We start from the raw sequence: 14967 nt of genomic DNA on the forward strand, positions 1-14967 counted from the left end.
GGCGCGCCCTCAGTGCACCGCGCCGGTGCCCTTCGCGGTGATCTATTGCCGCAGGTCGCACGCGGTGTGCAGATGCTGCACACGCCCTCGACGAACCCCCTGGCCCGCACCTACCGTTGGCGCGCCGGTCCCGCGCCCACTGGGGGTGTGATGAGCACCGATCCGTTGTGGAGGACATCCGAAGCCGCCATCCTGATCGAAAAACGCCAGGCCGGCGGCCTGATCCGGCTGGGACGAACCCGTCGTGGCTGGCGCCAGTCCGATCTCGGCCGGAGGGTGGGCTGCTCTGCTTCCACTATTTCCCGCCTCGAACGACACAGCACAGGGGATCTGGGACTGCTCCGCCACGTCGCGCAGGAGGTGGGGTTGCCGACAGATGTTCTGGCCGCGGCGATCGGCCTCACGGAGGCGACAGCCACTACAGTGGCGCCATCTGGTCCGCGTCGTTCCGAGGAGGACCCGTTGCGCCGCCGCACACTGCTCACCACTGCCGGGGTGGCGGGCACTCTTCGCTTGCTGGCCGGCATTGACGACGCCCTGGCGGCCATCCCCTCCTCGCCAGGCGCGGCCATGCCGGTGCCCCCGCGTCTGACCCGGGCCCAGGCTCTCTTCGACGGTGGCCGGCACACCGAGCTTCTCGAAACGCTGCCGGCACTGCTGGCGGACGCACACGACGCGACCCGCGACGGGTCGCCGCTGGCATACGCGACCCTCTCGTCCTGCTATGCCCTGGCCTCCCGGGTCCTGACGAAGATCGGCCGCTACGAGCGGTCCCGGCTGACAGCGGACCGGGCCCTGACCTACGGGGACCTGTCGGGCAGCGCCATCGCGACGGCGGCGGCATCCCGGGAGCTGAGCATTGTTCTCCGCCACCAGGACCAGCCACAGGCAGCCCAGCGCCTGGTTGACCGTGCCCTTTCCGCCGTCGAGGGCACAGGCCTGACCAGCCAGGCGCAGGCCATGGCATACGCACAGATGCTGTGCACCACGGCCTACACCGCTGCCCGTGCCGGCGATCGCGACCAAGCCCTGACCCTCATCCGGGAAGCTGGCCGCGCCGCCCGGCGCCTGCCTGACCAGCCACCGATCGGCGCCGCCTTCTCCATCAACCCAGCCGCCATCACACTGTACGAAGTCAGTGTGCATTGGGCTGTCGGTGACGCCGGCGCCGCCCTGCGCGCCGGCCGCAGCCTGCACCCGGCGCAGTTCCCCACGGCCGAGCGGCGCGCCCGCATGCACACCGATCTTGCCCGCGCCTGGTGGCAGTGGGGCAAGCCCCAGCAGACCGCGGATGCGCTCCTGCATGCTTTGCGCGTCTCCCCGGCGGAAGTGCGGGACCGTCCCGCCATCCGGCGTGTGGCCGGCGACCTGATCAACCGGCACCCGAGCACTGTCGGCGTGCGGGAGCTTGCTTACGCCATCGGTGCTCGCCCCCGGGCGTAGGACCGGCCGCACCCGGACCCCGCACCGGAACCGGACCTCGGTGTCAATCCACCGCTTCCCGCTCCTGCTCCCCCTCGACGCCCCGCACCAGCAGCGTCGCCCCCGCCACCGCGCCCGGCATCACCAGCACCGCCACGAACGGCACCAGGAACAGCAGCACCAGCGGCAGCCCGAAGCCCACCGTCAGCATCTTGCGGGACCGCAGGAGTTCCAGCCGCTCCCGCAGCCGTACCCCTCTCCTCTGCAGCGCCACCGCCGTCAGTTCCTCCGTCAGGAAGAAGCCCGACACGCAGAAGCCGACCGCCGGCACCACCGTCTGCCCCACCACCGGCAGGAAGCCCAGCGCGAAGAACAGCAGCCCCCACAGCGTTGCCCGCACCAGCACCGCGAGGCTCTCGCAGGCGGAGATCCACAGGTCACGCCACAGCGGCAGGCCGGATTCGGGGACGGGCTCGCCCTCGCGCGCCTGCTCCCGGTCGACGCGCTCGGACAGCGCCTCGTAGAAGGGCTGTCCGACCAGCAGCGTCACCGCCGTGAACGACAGCAGGGCCAGCAGCAGGCCGCCGCCGAAGAACAGCGCCGTCAACGCCCCGCGGAACAGGCCCGCCCAGGGCGAGCTCCAGCCGTCGGCGAAGGGTGTGGCCCACGCGGCGACGTCCTCGGCCCGCAGGGCGAGGACGACGAGCGCCACCGCGTACCCGGCGGCCGTGATGAGTCCGGGCAGCAGCCCGAACCCCCACTGCCGGCGGTGTCGCGCCACCCACCGCTGGCCTTCGACCAGGTACTTCATGCCCGCCACAAGATCTCGCATGGCGGGCAAGGGTACCGGCCTCCCGGGGGCGGCCCGTCCGCTCAGTCGGCCAGCTTGACGATCATCTTGCCGGTGTTCTCCCCGCGCAGCAGGCCCAGGAAGGCATCCACGGCGCGGTCGATCCCCTCGTACACCGTCTCGCGGACGACGAGCTCGCCGGAGCGGATCCAGCCGCCGACCTCCTCGACGAACTGCGGCCGCAGCACGTCGTGGTCGGAGACGATCATGCCCTGCACGCGCAGCCGCTTGGCCAGGATCTGGACGAGGTTGCCCGGGCCGGACGGCCGCTCGGTGGCGTTGTACTGGGAGATCATGCCGCAGATGGTGACGCGGCCGTGCAGCTTGAGGGCGTCGAGCGCGGCCTCGAGGTGGTCGCCGCCGACGTTGTCGAAGTAGACGTCGATGCCCTCGGGTGCGGCCTTCTTCAGCTGCTCGCCGACCGGGCCGTTCTTGTAGTTGAAGGCGGCGTCGAAGCCGTAGTCCTCCAGCAGGACGCGCACCTTCTCGTCCGAGCCGGCGCTGCCGATGACGCGCGAGGCGCCCTTGAGCTTGGCGATCTGGCCGACGATGCTGCCGACCGCGCCCGCGGCGCCGGAGACGAAGACGCTGTCGCCTTCCTTGAAGGAGGCGACGTCGAGCAGGCCCGCGTACGCCGTCATGCCGGGCATGCCGAGGACGCCGAGGTACGCGGACAGGGACGCGGCCTCGGGGGCGACCTTGACGGCGTGGGCGGCGTCGACGACCGCGTACTCGCGCCAGCCGAGCCGGTGCAGGAGGTGGTCACCGACCTCGACGCCCTCGGCCCGGGAGGCGACGACCCGGCCGACGGCACCGCCGTCCATGGGCTGGTCGAGCTGGAAGGGCGGGATGTACGACTCGCGCTCGTCCATGCGGCCGCGCATGTACGGGTCCACGGTCATGAACAGGTTGCGGACGAGGACCTGGCCCTCGCCGAGCTCCGGCACGGGCACCTCGCGCAGGGCGAAGTCCTCGGGCACGGGCCAGCCCTTGGGGCGGCGGACGAGGTGCCATTCCCGGCTGGTGGCGGGTGCGGCGGGCGTGCTGGTCATGGGAATCAACCTTCTTCGAACATCTTCGAATTGCTTCAGCAACTGAAACAAGCATGTGCCTCGATATTTCATGTTGTCAAGCAACCGGGTAACCTGGTGTCCATGACGTCGTCGCCCCCCACCCCCCACACTCCGTCGCTGCCGCCCGCGGACGCCCTGACCTGCGAGGTGGTCGACCTGATCGCCACCGTGGTGGCGCGGTACCACGAGGAGTACGAGGAGGCCGCCGCCCGGCACGCGCTGACCGGCGCCCAGGCGCGCGTCCTGACGCTGCTCGCCCGCGAGTCGCTGCCCATGCGCAAGGTCGCCCAGCAGCTGCGCTGCGAGCCGTCGAACATCACCGGCATCGTCGACCGGCTGGAGTCGCGCGGCCTGGTCGAGCGCCGGCCGGACCCCGACGACCGCCGCGTCAAGCTCGCCGCCGCGACCGAGGAGGGGCACCGCACGGCCGTCCGGCTGCGGGAGTCCTTGAGCTTCGCCCGGGAGCCGCTGGCCGCCCTCTCCACGGCCGAGCGCACCTCCCTGCGCGACCTGCTGCGCCGGATGCTGGGCGAGGACGCCTGACGACCGATACCGAAGCCGAAACCGAAACCCCGCCGGCTCAGCCCGGCAGCCGCAGCTCCGCCGCCCGGCGCACGGTGCCCAGCCGCGGCATGTCCAGCGTGACCGAGGCATGGTGCTCCTCGGCCGTCAGCGCGCTCATCGCGTCCTCGACGAAGACCAGCGCGTAGCCGTGATCGGCGGCCGCCCTGGCCGTCGACTCCACACCCAGGTTGGTGGCGATCCCGGCGAGCACCAGCGTGCGCACGTCCCGCTCGCGCAGCCGCGCGTCCAGGCCGGTGCCGTGGAAGGCGCCGACGGTGCGCTTGACGACCTCGACGTCCCCCGGCTCGGCCAGCCCCGGCAGCAGCCCGCTGCCGGGCGGCTGCTCGGCCACGCCCGGCCGTTCGGCCCGCACCAGCACCACCGGCGCCCCCGCCGCGCGGAAGGCCTTGGCCAACTCCGCCGCGCGCTCGGCCACTTCGTCCCCCGAATACGGCGCGAGCGGCAACGCCACCATGCGTTCCATGAGGTCGACGAGGACGAGCGCACTGTGCCGGGGGTCGATGTGCCGGGGGTCGATTTCCGTCATGGCCCGACCGTACCGGCCCCGACCTGGGCATGGGCGGCCTCCCGGACAGCTCGCGGCTGCCGGGAGGTGAAGCTTGCGCGAAAGCGCGACTTCACAGGGCACTTCGGGGCCGCCCGCCGCAACTCGCCCGGGTGACCGGGGCGGTTGTCGCCAAGGGCCCCGGATGCGACACGATGGCCGCCATGACACCGGCTTCCGATGCCCCTCCCGGCTCCTTCGGTCCCTTGGACTTCCAGCTCGTCCTGCTGCGGCGCATGGCCGACCACCAGCCCGGCCTGGTGGAGGAGGCGCTGCGCACCCTGGAGGTGGACCGCGGCCGGATACGCGAGGCCAACAAGCGCTGGCAGGCCATGGTGCGCTCGCCGCGCGGCCGGGGCACCGGCCCTCGCTACCGCTCGGTCCTCGGGCCGCCCGAGGCGGTCGGCGAGCGCAGGGTCGGCGCGCTCACGTTCCAGGCGTCGACGTGGCGGGTGCCGCTCTGGCCGGACCTGCGCTTCGAGGTGCTCGCCGCGCCCGGCGGCGCGGTCTGGAACGAGTGGCTGGTGCGCGCCCCCGGCGCCGCCGGGCCGGCGCTGCCGCGCACGATCGAGGAGCTGCGCCCCTGGGCGTACACGGTCGACGAGGTGGCCCGGGCGTTCCCGCCGGCCCGGCCCATGGAGGGCACGGCACCGACGCGCTGGCAGCTGGCCTTCACGGCCCCGGACGCGGGCGGGGAGCGCCGTCCGTACGTGGCGGAGTTCACGTGGGGACTGTTCCAGCGGCTGATCCCATAAGAAGACTCCCGGCTAAAACGACTCCTCCCGTCCTTTCGGCCGAGGCGGCGCGGGGCCGGCCCTGCCTACGGTGGGGGCCATGTCCGTGTCCCGACGCCCCCGAGCCTTGCTGCTGCCCCTCGCCGGGCTGCTCCTGCTGCCGATGGTGCTGATCCCGCTGGCCCTGCTGGCGGCGGCGTGCGCGCCCGGCGGGGGCACCGACAAGGCCATCGGCGGGCCCGCGCGGGCGGACGAGCCGTCGCGGGTCGTCATACCGTCCCTCGGCGTGGACAGCCCGCTGATCCGGCTCGGCCGCGATCCGGGCGACCCGGTTCGCGTCCCGCCGCGGGAGAAGAGCGGGACGGCCGGCTGGATCATGGACAGCGCACGCCCCGGGACGCCCGGCACGGCCGTGATCGTCGGCCACGACTCCCCGCGCGACCACCCGCGCGACGGCGGCGAGGCCGTCTTCCACGACCTGCACCGCCTCGCCAGGAACGACGTGGTCGACGTCGTGCGCGGCGACGGGCGCGTGCTGCACTTCGCCGTCACCGGCACCGAGACGGTCGAGGGCGATGCCCTCCCCTCCGCCGGGCCCCGCACCCACGGGCCGACGGAGGAGAAGGCGCTGCGGCTGGTCACCTGCGGCGGGGACGGCGGCGAGGGGCACGAGCACCGGCGCCTGATCGTCTCCGCCACGCTGCAGGACTGACCGGCTGCAGGACCGACCAGCTACGACCAGGCCTCAGGCGAGCTCGGCGGCCAGCGTGATCGTCGTACCGGTCAGCGCCTGGCTGACCGGGCAGTTCTTCTTGGCCTCCTCGGCGGCCGCCGCGAAGCCCTCCTCGTCCAGGCCGGGCACCTCGCCGCGCACGGTCAGGTGGATGCCGGTGATGCCCTCGCCGGGCTGGAAGGTCACCTCGGCCTTGGTGTCCAGGCGGGTGGGCGGCGTGCCGGCGCCGGTCAGGCCGTGCGAGAGGGCCATCGAGAAGCAGCTGGAGTGGGCGGCGGCGATGAGCTCCTCCGGGCTGGTCTTCCCGTTCGCCGCCTCGGCGCGGGAGGGCCAGGAGACGGGCTGGGAACCGATGCCGGAGGACTCGAAGGTGACGGTGCCGCTGCCCTTGAGCAGTTCGCCTTCCCAGACGGTGGTCGCGGTGCGAGTGGTGGCCACGGTGTTTCCCTCCCGGGGACGAGCGAGGAGGCGGCGGGCCCGTTCGCCGGGCCGGCGCCGCCATGACGTTGCGCCATGACGTTCCGATCATGGCATTGCGATCATCATGCCCCGGCCGGGCCGGCCCCGGCTCCGACACGCCCGTTCCAGGCGGTCAGCGCCGGGCGCCCGTGCTCCGTACCGAGCGCGCCGACCGTGCCGGTGTCCAGCCGGAACAGCGCACCGGCCGCCGGTGGCAGCCCGAGCCTACGGGCCGTCAGTACGCGCAGGAAGTGCGCGTGCCCGACGAGCACCACGTCACCCGCATCGCCATCACCCGCATCACCCGCATCGCCCTCGGCACCGAGTACGGGCCCGAGGCGCGCCAGCAGCGCGTCGGCGCGGGCGCCGGCCTCGGCCGGCGACTCCCCCGGGTGCCCGGGCGGCCCGGGCGGGACGCCGTCGTCGAAGAGGGACCAGCCGGGGCGCTCCCTGGTGATCTCGGCGGTCGTGACGCCCTCGTACGCCCCGTAGTCCCACTCCTTCAGGAGCGGCTCGACCTCGGCGTCACCGAGCCCTGCCAGCTCGGCGGTGTGCCGCGCCCGGAGCAGGGGGCTCACGAGCACCAGCCCGATCCTCCGCCCGCCGAGCAGCGGCCGCAACGCGACCGCCTGCCGTTCCCCGGTGTCGGTCAGCGGCAGGTCGGTCCAGCTCGTATGACGTCCGTCACGGCTCCACTCGGTCTCCCCGTGCCGGACGATCAGCAGCTCACCCATGCCGGAACGGCTTCCCGCGCGCACGGCCCGGCAGGCACCCCGGACAGCACTGTGCCCCGCCCGGCGGAGCCGTACGGGGCACTGAAATCGCAGGTCGCATCGTTTCTGCGCCTGTGGTCCGTGGTGGGGCGGGTGGGACTCGAACCCACGGCCGACGGATTATGAGTCCGCTGCTCTAACCGGCTGAGCTACCGCCCCGTTCACGGCGCGTCGCGCACATCTGTGCGCGCCGTCTGCCGCAGCATAGCCGTTCATACGATCTGCTGCCCCGGCGGGGCCGTATCGTGTGATCGGTCCGACCATGAGGACTTCGATCACGAGCCCTCCGGTTCCCGCGACCGGGTTCCGGGATGAAAAAAGGACCCCCGGAGGGGTCCTCTCACCGCTCCCCCGACTGGACTCGAACCAGTAACCTGCCGATTAACAGTCGGCTGCTCTGCCAATTGAGCTACAAGGGACCGCGCTCCCCCGACTGGACTCGAACCAGTAACCTGCCGGTTAACAGCCGGCTGCTCTGCCAATTGAGCTACAGGGGATCGGCGCGTCTGCCTCGAATGCACCTCCGACCGGTCTCCCGGGCGGCGTGCGCTCGCTGCGACACATACATTAGCGCAAGCTGGGGGGTGCTCCGCCAATCGGTACCTCCGGGCCGGGGCCCGGGGCGGGCCGGGAGTGACCTTCGGCCCCGCCGGGTAGGCGGCGAGCACAGCGGATCCAAGGGAAGGATGGGCGCGATGCGCTACCGGCTGACGTTCATCACCGGCGCGGCTGTCGGCTACGTGCTCGGCGCGCGGGCCGGCCGCGAGCGGTACGAGGAGCTGCGCAAGGGGGCCCTGCGGATCGCACAGAACCCGGCGGTGCGCAACACCGCCGAGACCGCCGCCGTCAACGGCCGGGCCCTTCTCTCGCGGACCGTCGCCCGGGCCGGCGACAAGCTGCCCGGCGGCCTCGCGGACCGGGTCCGCTCGTTGCGGGAGCGCGGGCAGGGCTCGGAGGACGACTGGGGTACGAGCAACACGTGACCGGATGCCCGGTAACGGGCAGAGGTTTGGCATCATCTCGGCATGGGCATAGTCGCTGGGTTGGACAGCTCCTCGGACAGCACACGCATCGTCGTCTGTGACGCGGACACCGGTGCCGTGCTGCGGCAGGGCTACGCACCCCACCCCTCCTCGTCCCCCGAAGGGGACCCGCAGGCCTGGCTGATTTCGCTGGGCGAGGCCGCCACCGGGGGATTGCTGGAGGGCGTCCAGGCCATCGGCGTCTCCGCCCAGCAGCACGGGCTGCTCACCCTGGACGCGGGCGGAGTCCTCATCCGCCCCGCCCTGCTCGGCAACGACAAGCGCATGCAGCCCTCGGCCGCCGACCTGACGGACGCCCTCGGCGGCCGGGCGGCGTGGGCCGAGGCCGTCGGCACGGTGCCGCAGGCCGCGCAGGCCCTGGCGAAGCTGCGCTGGATGGCCCGCAACGAGCCCGAGCACGCGGCCCGGGTGGCGGCGGTGCTGCAGCCCCACGACTGGCTGGTCTGGCAGCTGCTGGGCCGCCCCGCGCGCCGCACGACCGACCGCGGCGACGCCTCGGGCACCGGCTTCTGGTCGGCCGCCACCGAGAGCTGGCGCCCGGACCTGGTGGAGCTCGCCCTGGGCCGCCAGGCGGTGCTGCCGGACGTCCTCGCGCCCGCCGAGCCGGCCGGGCACACCCCCGAGGGCCTGCTGATCTCCGCCGGTACGGGCGAGACGATGGCGGCCGCCTTCGGCCTGGGCGTGGGCCCCGGGGACGCCGTGGTCTCCCTCGGCGCCTCCGGCTCGGTCTTCGCCGTCCACCACAGCGCCCTCGCCGACTCCTCCGGCACGATCACCTCGTTCGCCGACGCGACCGGCATGCACCTGCCCGTCGTGCACACGCTCAACGCGGTCCGCGTGCTGCGCGGCACCGCGGAGCTGCTGGGCACCGACCTGCCCGGGCTGTCGGAGCTGGCCCTGGCGTCCTCCCCCGGCTCCTACGGGCTCGTGCTGCTGCCGTACCTGGAGGGCGAGCGGACCCCGCACCTGCCGCACACCGCCGGCAGCCTGTCGGGCCTGCGGCGCGAGAGCATGAAGCGCGAGCACCTGGCGCGGGCCGCCTTCGAGGGCATGCTGTGCGGCCTGACCGACGCGCTCGACGTGCTGCGCGGACGCGGCGTGGAGGTGCGCCGGGTCTTCCTGCTGGGCGCGGCGGCGGAGCTGCCGGCCGTGCAGGCCATCGCGCCGGCGCTGTTCGGCGCGCAGGTCGTGGTGCCGCAGCCGGCCGACTACGCGGCACTGGGCGCCGCCCGGCAGGCGGCGTGGTCGCTGGGCGTGCAGCAGGGCGTGCTCTCCCCGCAGCAGCCCCCGCTGTGGCCGGCGCCCGCCGGCGAGGTCTTCGACCCCGTGGGCGAGGACACGGCCGTGGGGCAGGCCGTGCGGCAGCAGTACGCGACCGTGCGCGAGCAGACCCACCCGGGAGCCTTCCCGGCCGCGTGAGGGCCCTTGAGGGGCCCGTACGGCCCGGCCCCGGGCCCGGCTTCAGGCCCGGCTTCAGTCCAGGTATCCGCGCAGCTGGTCGGCGAAGGCGTGGTCGCGCAGCTTGTTGAGGGTCTTCGACTCGATCTGGCGGATCCGCTCGCGCGTGACGCCGAAGATCCGGCCGATCTCCTCCAGGGTGCGCGGCCGGCCGTCGGCCAGCCCGTAGCGCAGCTGGACGACCTTGCGCTCGCGCTCGCCGAGCGTGGAGAGCACGGCCTCCAGGTGCTCGCGCAGCAGCAGGAAGGCGGCGGACTCCACGGGGGAGGCGGCATCGCCGTCCTCGATGAGGTCGCCGAGGGCGACGTCGTCCTCCTCCCCCACCGGCGCGTGCAGCGAGACCGGCTCCTGGGCGAGCCGCAGCACCTCGGTGACGCGCTCCTCGGACAGGTCGAGCTGGGCGGCGACCTCCTCGGCGGTGGGCTCGTAGCCGCGCTCCTGCAGCAGCCGGCGCTGGACGCGCACCACGCGGTTGATGAGCTCGACGACGTGCACCGGGACGCGGATGGTGCGGGCCTGGTCGGCCAGCGCGCGGGACATGGCCTGGCGGATCCACCACGTCGCGTACGTCGAGAACTTGTAGCCGCGCGCGTAGTCGAACTTCTCCACCGCCCTGATGAGCCCGAGGTTGCCCTCCTGGACCAGGTCGAGCATGGTCAGCCCGCGCCCTATGTAGCGCTTGGCGACGGAGACGACCAGGCGCAGGTTGGCCTCGATGAGGCGGCGCTTGGCCATGCGGCCGAGGACGACGAGCCGGTCGAGGTCCAGGGCGAGGCGGGTGTCCAGATCGGGGGTGTTGGCGAGCTTCTCCTCGGCGAAGAGCCCGGCCTCGACGCGGCGGGCGAGCTCGACCTCCTCGGCGGCCGACAGCAGGGGGATGCGGCCGATCTCCCGCAAGTACTGGCGGAAGAGGTCGGAGGAGGGTCCGCCGGTGTCGGCCCGGGCCACCGGTTCCGCGGGGCCGCCGTCGGCCGGCGACGGCCGTTCCGGCTCGGGGAGGGCCTCCCGGTGCGGTGGGAGGGTCTCGGCGTCGGGCGGCTCGGCCTGCTGGGGCACCACCGGCAGCGGGTGCGCCGGGGCCGGGGTCAGGGTCGGGGTCCGGGTCTGCACGGGGGCGACCTCCAGGGTGATCGCGACTGAGGCAGAGCGTGCGGCAAAGCGGTGGGGCGCGGCGGCGGGGGCCGCCCGGGCCGGGGAGCGGGCGCGGCGTCGCGGGGGAGCCCGTCCGGCGGGCCGGTCCGCCGCGCTCCGGGAGTGACGGCACCGCCCAACAGTGTGGGGCACGACGCGGGCCCGCCACGAGGGGCGTGCGCTCACTTTCTGAGCGCGGACCGTGACGTTTTGCTACGAGCTCGCTGCGGGCCTCGCTGCGGTGCTTGCCACGAGCCTCGCTACAGGACGGAGATCACAGGGCCTCTGCGCCGCGGTCCTTCAGGGCGCGCCCGTACTGCTCCAGTACCCACAACTCGTTCTGCACGGCCGCCAGATGCTCGGGGTCGGGGCGGTCGCCGAGCCGGACGAGGCCGGCCTGGACGTCCTTCACCCGCCGCTCGACGGCCCGCAGCCGGACGTGCACCAGCTGCATGCCCGCGTAGTTCTCGTCCACGTTCTTGGTGCGCACGGGCTCGACGGCCAGCTCGGTGACCAGGGCGCGCACGGTGTCGTCGGGCGCGGCGTCGCGCACGCGCGCGAGGTAGCCGTCGTCGGCGTCGGTCACGCCGCCCGCCTGCTCGATGCAGCGCCGGACGACCGCGTAGGGCGGCGCGGTGAACTCGTCCTCGCCGTAGGCGTCGAAGGCAGGCGCGACCAGCGCGGGGTGCTGCAGGGCCAGCTTGAGCAGCTCGCGCTCGGTGAGCGCGGCGGGGCTGCGCAGGTTCAGCGCCGGACCGCGGGGCGCCTGCGGCGGCGGGGCGGCGGCCTGCGGGGCGCCCTGCCGGGCGCCCTTGCGGGCGTCCGGGCGCTGGCCGCGCTCGCGGGCCCAGCGGGCCAGCTGGCCGACGCGGCGCACGACGAACTGCGTGTCGAGGATGCCCAGCATGCCGGCGAGCTGCACGGCGTACTCGTGCTGGATGGCGCTGTTCTTGATGTTCGCGACGATGGGGGCGGCGGCCTCCAGCGCCGCGGCCCGGCCCTCGGCGGTGTCCAGGTTGTGGCGGGCGACGACCTGGCGGATGGCGAAGGCGAACAGCGGTGTACGGGCTTCGACCAGGGCCGCCACGGCGGCGTCCCCCTCGGCCAGGCGCAGCTCGCACGGGTCCATGCCGCCGGGGGTGATGGCGATGGACGTCTCCGCCGCGAACTTCTGGTCGTCCTCGAAGGCGCGCAGGGCCGCCTTCTGGCCGGCGGCGTCGCCGTCGAAGGTGAAGACCACCTCGGAGGCGGCGTTGTCCATCAGCAGCCGGCGCAGGATCTTGATGTGATCGCCGCCGAAGGCGGTGCCGCAGGTCGCGATGGCGGTGGTCACGCCGGCGACGTGGCAGGCCATGACGTCGGTGTAGCCCTCGACGACCACCGCCCGGTTGCTCTTGGCGATCTCCTTCTTGGCGAGGTCGATGCCGTAGAGGACCTGCGACTTCTTGTAGATCGGCGTCTCGGGGGTGTTCAGGTACTTCGGGCCGTTGTCGTCGTCGCGCAGCTTGCGCGCACCGAACCCGACGACCTCGCCGGTGATGTCGCGGATCGGCCACATCAGACGGCCCCGGAACCGGTCGATCGGCCGGCCGTTGCGGCTCTCCTGCGCCAGGCCCGAGACCAGCAGCTCCTTGTCGGAGAAGCCCTTGCCGCGCAGGAAGCGGGTCAGATGGTCCCAGCCGGCCGGGCTGTAGCCCACACCAAAGTGCTCGGCGGCGGCCTGGTCGAAGCCTCGCCCGGCCAGGAAGGCCCGGCCGATCTCCGCCTCGGGCCTCCCCAGCTGCTCGGCGTAGAACTTCGCCGCGTGCTTGTGCGCCTCGATCAGCCGGATCCGCTCGCCCTGCTGGCGGCCGGGGGTGTAGCCCCCCTCCTCGTAGCGCAGGGTGATGCCGGCCTGGCCGGCGAGCCGCTCGATGGTCTCCGCGAACGAGAGGTGGTCGATCTTCATGACGAAGTCGACGGTGTCGCCGCCCTGCTGGCAGCCGAAGCAGTGGTACAGGCCCTTGGCGGGGCTGACGTGGAAGGACGGCGACTTCTCGTCGTGGAAGGGGCACAGCCCCTTGAGGTTGCCGCCGCCGGCGGGGCGCAGCTGGAGGTACTCGGACACGACGGCGTCGATCGGGACGGCGTCCCGGACGGCCTTCACGTCGTCATCGTTGATCCTGCCTGCCACGCGTGAATTCTACGGTGGCCCGGGGGTACGGCGGTCCGCGGTGGGGCGGCGCCTGCGTGCAGTGCCCCGAAGGGGCGCGGGGAACTGCGCGACAAGCCACGACGCGCCCGCAGACGCCATGCCGTGCTTCGCCCGGGACCCGGGGTAGCGCTTCGGCTGCGGGCGCGTCGTGGTCGATCGCGCAGTTCCCCGCGCCCCTTACGGGGCACTGCCCGATCAGCCCGCCGCAGGCGCAGCGATCTCCCGCGCGCAGACGAAGTGGGGGCCGATGCCCTCGACCTCGAACTCCTCGCCGATCACCTTGAAGCCGTGCCGCTCGTAGAAGCCGCGCGCCACCGTGCGCCCGTTGCACCACACCACCCGTGCCCCCCGCGCCGCGGCCTCGGCGAGGCCGGCCTCGAGGACGGCCGCGCCGTAGCCGCGGCCGCGTACCGTCGCCGCGCTGGCCATGCCGCGTATGCGGTGCGCGGGCGCGTCGCAGTCCGCCAGGGGTTCGGGGAAGAACGTGGCGCACGCCACCACCGCACCGCCCTCGTCGTAGGCCGCCACGTGGAAGACGTCCGGCAGGTCGTCCTCGGCGAAGACGGCCGACTCGGGCGGCAGCCCGGGGCGCAGGACGGCGTGGCGGAGGTCGAAGATCTCGGTGACGGGGACGATGGCGGTGCGAGGGGTGGTGGTCATGGGAGCAAGGATTCCAGGGGGGTCGCCGGGTCCGCCAGGGCCGTGGGGTCGAGTGCGGCGCCGGAGCGGATGAGGGCCTGGATGGGCCCGGTGACGTCCCAGACGTTGACGTTCATGCCGGCGAGCAGCCGGCCCTCGCGGAGCCAGAAGGCGATGAACTCGCGCTTGCCGATGTCGCCGCGGCAGACGACCTGGTCGTAGGAGCCGGGGGGCGCCCAGCCCGAGTACTCCAGGCCGACGTCGTACTGGTCGGAGAAGAAGTACGGCACGCGGTCGTAGGTGACGTGCTGCCCGAGCATGGCGCGGGCGGCGGCGGGGCCTTCATTGAGGGCGTTGGCCCAGTGCTCGACGCGCAGGCGGGTGCCGAGCCAGGGGTGCTCGGCGGCGGCGACGTCGCCGGCGGCGTAGATGTCGGGGTCGGAGGTGCGCAGGGAGGCGTCGACGGCGATGCCGCCGCCGTCGGCGCGGTCGACGAGGGCGAGGCCGGCGGCTTCGGCGAGTGCGGTGCGCGGGGCGGCGCCGATGGCGGCGAGGACGTCGTGGGCGGGGTGTTCCTCGCCGTCGTCGGTGCGGGCGGCCAGGACCATCCCGTCGTGGCCGGTGATCTCGGTGAGGCGGGCGCCGAAGTGGAAGCGCACGCCGCGTTCGCCGTGCAGGTCGGTGAAGAGCGCTCCGAGCTCGGGGCCGAGCACGCCGTGCAGCGGGGTGGGCTCGGGTTCGACGACGGTGACCTCGGCGCCGTAGCCGCGGGCGGCGGCGGCGACCTCCAGGCCGATCCAGCCGGCGCCGGCGATGACGAGGTGGCCGTTGTCGCGGCCGAGGGAGGAGAGCACGCCGCGCAGCCGCTCGGCGTGGGCGAGGCGGCGCAGGTGGTGGACGCCGGCCAGGCCGGTGCCGGGGACGTCGAGGCGGCGCGGTTCGGCGCCGGTGGCCAGCAGCAGCTTGTCGTAGTGGACGAGGGTGCCGTCGCCGAGGCGGACGGTCTTGGCCGCGCGGTCGAGGTGGACGGCGGGCTGGCCGAGGTGGAGTTCGACGTCGGCCCTGGCGTACCAGTCGGGCTTGTGGACAAAGACGCTGTCGCGGGCGTCGCGGCCGGTGAGGTAGCCCTTGGAGAGCGGGGGGCGCTCGTAGGGGTGTTCGCGTTCGTCGCAGATGAGGATCACCCGTCCGGTGAAGCCCTCGCTGCGGAGGGTCTCGGCGGCCTTGGCGCCGGCCAGTCCTCCTCCGACGATGACGAACGTCTGGTTCGCGTCCACCACTTGCTGCCTCCTCGCTGCCGCCGCGCCGCGCTGCGCACGGTACGTCCGC

The 14967-nt window shown here is 73.5% G+C and carries 15 protein-coding genes and 3 tRNA genes; 6 read left to right on the plus strand and 12 right to left on the minus strand.

The annotated features are described in order from the left end of the window. Positions 1 to 150 precede the first annotated feature (150 nt). Positions 151 to 1443 (plus strand): helix-turn-helix domain-containing protein, encoded by a 1293-nt coding sequence (locus ABD361_RS11375; RefSeq protein ID WP_344434858.1) that lies wholly within the window; start codon positions 151 to 153, stop codon positions 1441 to 1443. Between the two features lie 43 nt (positions 1444 to 1486). Here ABD361_RS11375 and ABD361_RS11380 read toward each other — a convergent pair whose 3' ends face one another. Together ABD361_RS11380 and ABD361_RS11385 are read right to left on the minus strand one after the other, a co-directional pair. Beyond that, positions 1487 to 2254 carry an EI24 domain-containing protein gene (locus tag ABD361_RS11380; protein ID WP_344434859.1) on the minus strand — a complete coding sequence of 256 codons (768 nt, stop codon included), beginning with the start codon at positions 2252 to 2254 and terminating at the stop codon, positions 1487 to 1489. A 41-nt stretch (positions 2255 to 2295) separates the two neighbouring features. Next, a complete protein-coding gene (locus ABD361_RS11385; protein ID WP_344434861.1) occupies positions 2296 to 3324 on the minus strand; it encodes an NADP-dependent oxidoreductase in 1029 nt (342 codons plus the stop codon). A gap of 102 nt (positions 3325 to 3426) precedes the next feature. Between ABD361_RS11385 and ABD361_RS11390 the strand changes: the two genes are divergently transcribed. Next, positions 3427 to 3888 carry a MarR family winged helix-turn-helix transcriptional regulator gene (locus tag ABD361_RS11390; protein ID WP_344434862.1) on the plus strand — a complete coding sequence of 154 codons (462 nt, stop codon included), beginning with the start codon at positions 3427 to 3429 and terminating at the stop codon, positions 3886 to 3888. Between the two features lie 37 nt (positions 3889 to 3925). Here ABD361_RS11390 and ABD361_RS11395 read toward each other — a convergent pair whose 3' ends face one another. Further along, entirely contained in the window at positions 3926 to 4456 is a 531-nt protein-coding gene (locus ABD361_RS11395) for an isochorismatase family protein (protein ID WP_344434863.1), read from the minus strand. 182 nt (positions 4457 to 4638) lie between these two features. Here ABD361_RS11395 and ABD361_RS11400 point away from each other — a divergent pair, with 182 nt between their 5' ends. Together ABD361_RS11400 and ABD361_RS11405 are read left to right on the plus strand one after the other, a co-directional pair. Next, positions 4639 to 5229, plus strand: coding sequence for a hypothetical protein (locus tag ABD361_RS11400; RefSeq protein WP_425583196.1), 591 nt, complete (start codon positions 4639 to 4641; stop codon positions 5227 to 5229). A gap of 79 nt (positions 5230 to 5308) precedes the next feature. Further along, positions 5309 to 5920, plus strand: a complete 612-nt coding sequence (locus ABD361_RS11405) for a sortase domain-containing protein (RefSeq protein WP_344434865.1) — start codon at positions 5309 to 5311, stop codon at positions 5918 to 5920. A gap of 33 nt (positions 5921 to 5953) precedes the next feature. Here ABD361_RS11405 and ABD361_RS11410 read toward each other — a convergent pair whose 3' ends face one another. The 5 genes from ABD361_RS11410 to ABD361_RS11430 form a co-directional block, all read right to left on the minus strand. After that, a complete protein-coding gene (locus ABD361_RS11410) occupies positions 5954 to 6379 on the minus strand; it encodes an OsmC family peroxiredoxin (RefSeq protein WP_344434866.1) in 426 nt (141 codons plus the stop codon). Between the two features lie 104 nt (positions 6380 to 6483). Then, positions 6484 to 7134 (minus strand): histidine phosphatase family protein, encoded by a 651-nt coding sequence (locus ABD361_RS11415; RefSeq protein ID WP_344434867.1) that lies wholly within the window; start codon positions 7132 to 7134, stop codon positions 6484 to 6486. A 121-nt stretch (positions 7135 to 7255) separates the two neighbouring features. Then, a tRNA-Ile gene (locus ABD361_RS11420) sits at positions 7256 to 7332 on the minus strand. A 187-nt stretch (positions 7333 to 7519) separates the two neighbouring features. Beyond that, positions 7520 to 7592: transfer RNA gene (locus ABD361_RS11425), tRNA-Asn, on the minus strand. Between the two features lie 5 nt (positions 7593 to 7597). Further along, positions 7598 to 7670, minus strand: a tRNA-Asn gene (locus ABD361_RS11430). 198 nt (positions 7671 to 7868) lie between these two features. On the opposite strand from ABD361_RS11430, the gene ABD361_RS11435 reads away from it, so the two are divergent. Together ABD361_RS11435 and ABD361_RS11440 are read left to right on the plus strand one after the other, a co-directional pair. Then, positions 7869 to 8156, plus strand: a complete 288-nt coding sequence (locus ABD361_RS11435; RefSeq protein WP_344434868.1) for a YtxH domain-containing protein — start codon at positions 7869 to 7871, stop codon at positions 8154 to 8156. Between the two features lie 42 nt (positions 8157 to 8198). After that, positions 8199 to 9635: an FGGY family carbohydrate kinase gene (locus ABD361_RS11440; RefSeq protein ID WP_344434869.1), complete on the plus strand. Its 1437-nt coding sequence runs from the start codon at positions 8199 to 8201 to the stop codon at positions 9633 to 9635. 54 nt (positions 9636 to 9689) lie between these two features. Here the strand turns inward: ABD361_RS11440 and ABD361_RS11445 are convergent, their stop codons facing one another. From ABD361_RS11445 to ABD361_RS11460, 4 genes are all read right to left on the minus strand, one after another. Further along, positions 9690 to 10805, minus strand: a complete 1116-nt coding sequence (locus ABD361_RS11445) for an RNA polymerase sigma factor (RefSeq protein ID WP_344434970.1) — start codon at positions 10803 to 10805, stop codon at positions 9690 to 9692. 274 nt (positions 10806 to 11079) lie between these two features. Next, a complete protein-coding gene (gene dnaG / locus ABD361_RS11450; protein ID WP_344434870.1) occupies positions 11080 to 12978 on the minus strand; it encodes a DNA primase in 1899 nt (632 codons plus the stop codon). 216 nt (positions 12979 to 13194) lie between these two features. Further along, complete coding sequence (locus ABD361_RS11455; protein WP_344434872.1) at positions 13195 to 13659, minus strand: GNAT family N-acetyltransferase; 465 nt, start codon at positions 13657 to 13659, stop codon at positions 13195 to 13197. After that, on the minus strand, positions 13656 to 14918 hold the full coding sequence (locus ABD361_RS11460; RefSeq protein WP_344434873.1) for an NAD(P)/FAD-dependent oxidoreductase: 1263 nt from the start codon (positions 14916 to 14918) through the stop codon (positions 13656 to 13658). The genes ABD361_RS11455 and ABD361_RS11460 overlap by 4 nt, the downstream gene beginning before the upstream one ends. Positions 14919 to 14967 lie beyond the last annotated feature (49 nt).

The sequence above is a fragment of the Streptomyces luteosporeus genome (assembly GCF_039532865.1).
Lineage (GTDB): Bacteria > Actinomycetota > Actinomycetes > Streptomycetales > Streptomycetaceae > Streptomyces > Streptomyces luteosporeus.

Coding starts and splice junctions, on each gene's coding strand:
- ABD361_RS11415 (WP_344434867.1), bottom strand. CDS start 7,134: ATGGGTGAGCTGCTGATCGTCCGGCACGGGGAGACCGAGTGGAGCCGT.
- ABD361_RS11390 (WP_344434862.1), top strand. CDS start 3,427: ATGACGTCGTCGCCCCCCACCCCCCACACTCCGTCGCTGCCGCCCGCG.
- ABD361_RS11440 (WP_344434869.1), top strand. CDS start 8,199: ATGGGCATAGTCGCTGGGTTGGACAGCTCCTCGGACAGCACACGCATC.
- ABD361_RS11375 (WP_344434858.1), top strand. CDS start 151: ATGAGCACCGATCCGTTGTGGAGGACATCCGAAGCCGCCATCCTGATC.
- ABD361_RS11400 (WP_425583196.1), top strand. CDS start 4,639: ATGACACCGGCTTCCGATGCCCCTCCCGGCTCCTTCGGTCCCTTGGAC.
- ABD361_RS11395 (WP_344434863.1), bottom strand. CDS start 4,456: ATGACGGAAATCGACCCCCGGCACATCGACCCCCGGCACAGTGCGCTC.
- ABD361_RS11385 (WP_344434861.1), bottom strand. CDS start 3,324: ATGACCAGCACGCCCGCCGCACCCGCCACCAGCCGGGAATGGCACCTC.
- ABD361_RS11405 (WP_344434865.1), top strand. CDS start 5,309: ATGTCCGTGTCCCGACGCCCCCGAGCCTTGCTGCTGCCCCTCGCCGGG.
- ABD361_RS11455 (WP_344434872.1), bottom strand. CDS start 13,659: ATGACCACCACCCCTCGCACCGCCATCGTCCCCGTCACCGAGATCTTC.
- ABD361_RS11435 (WP_344434868.1), top strand. CDS start 7,869: ATGCGCTACCGGCTGACGTTCATCACCGGCGCGGCTGTCGGCTACGTG.
- ABD361_RS11380 (WP_344434859.1), bottom strand. CDS start 2,254: ATGCGAGATCTTGTGGCGGGCATGAAGTACCTGGTCGAAGGCCAGCGG.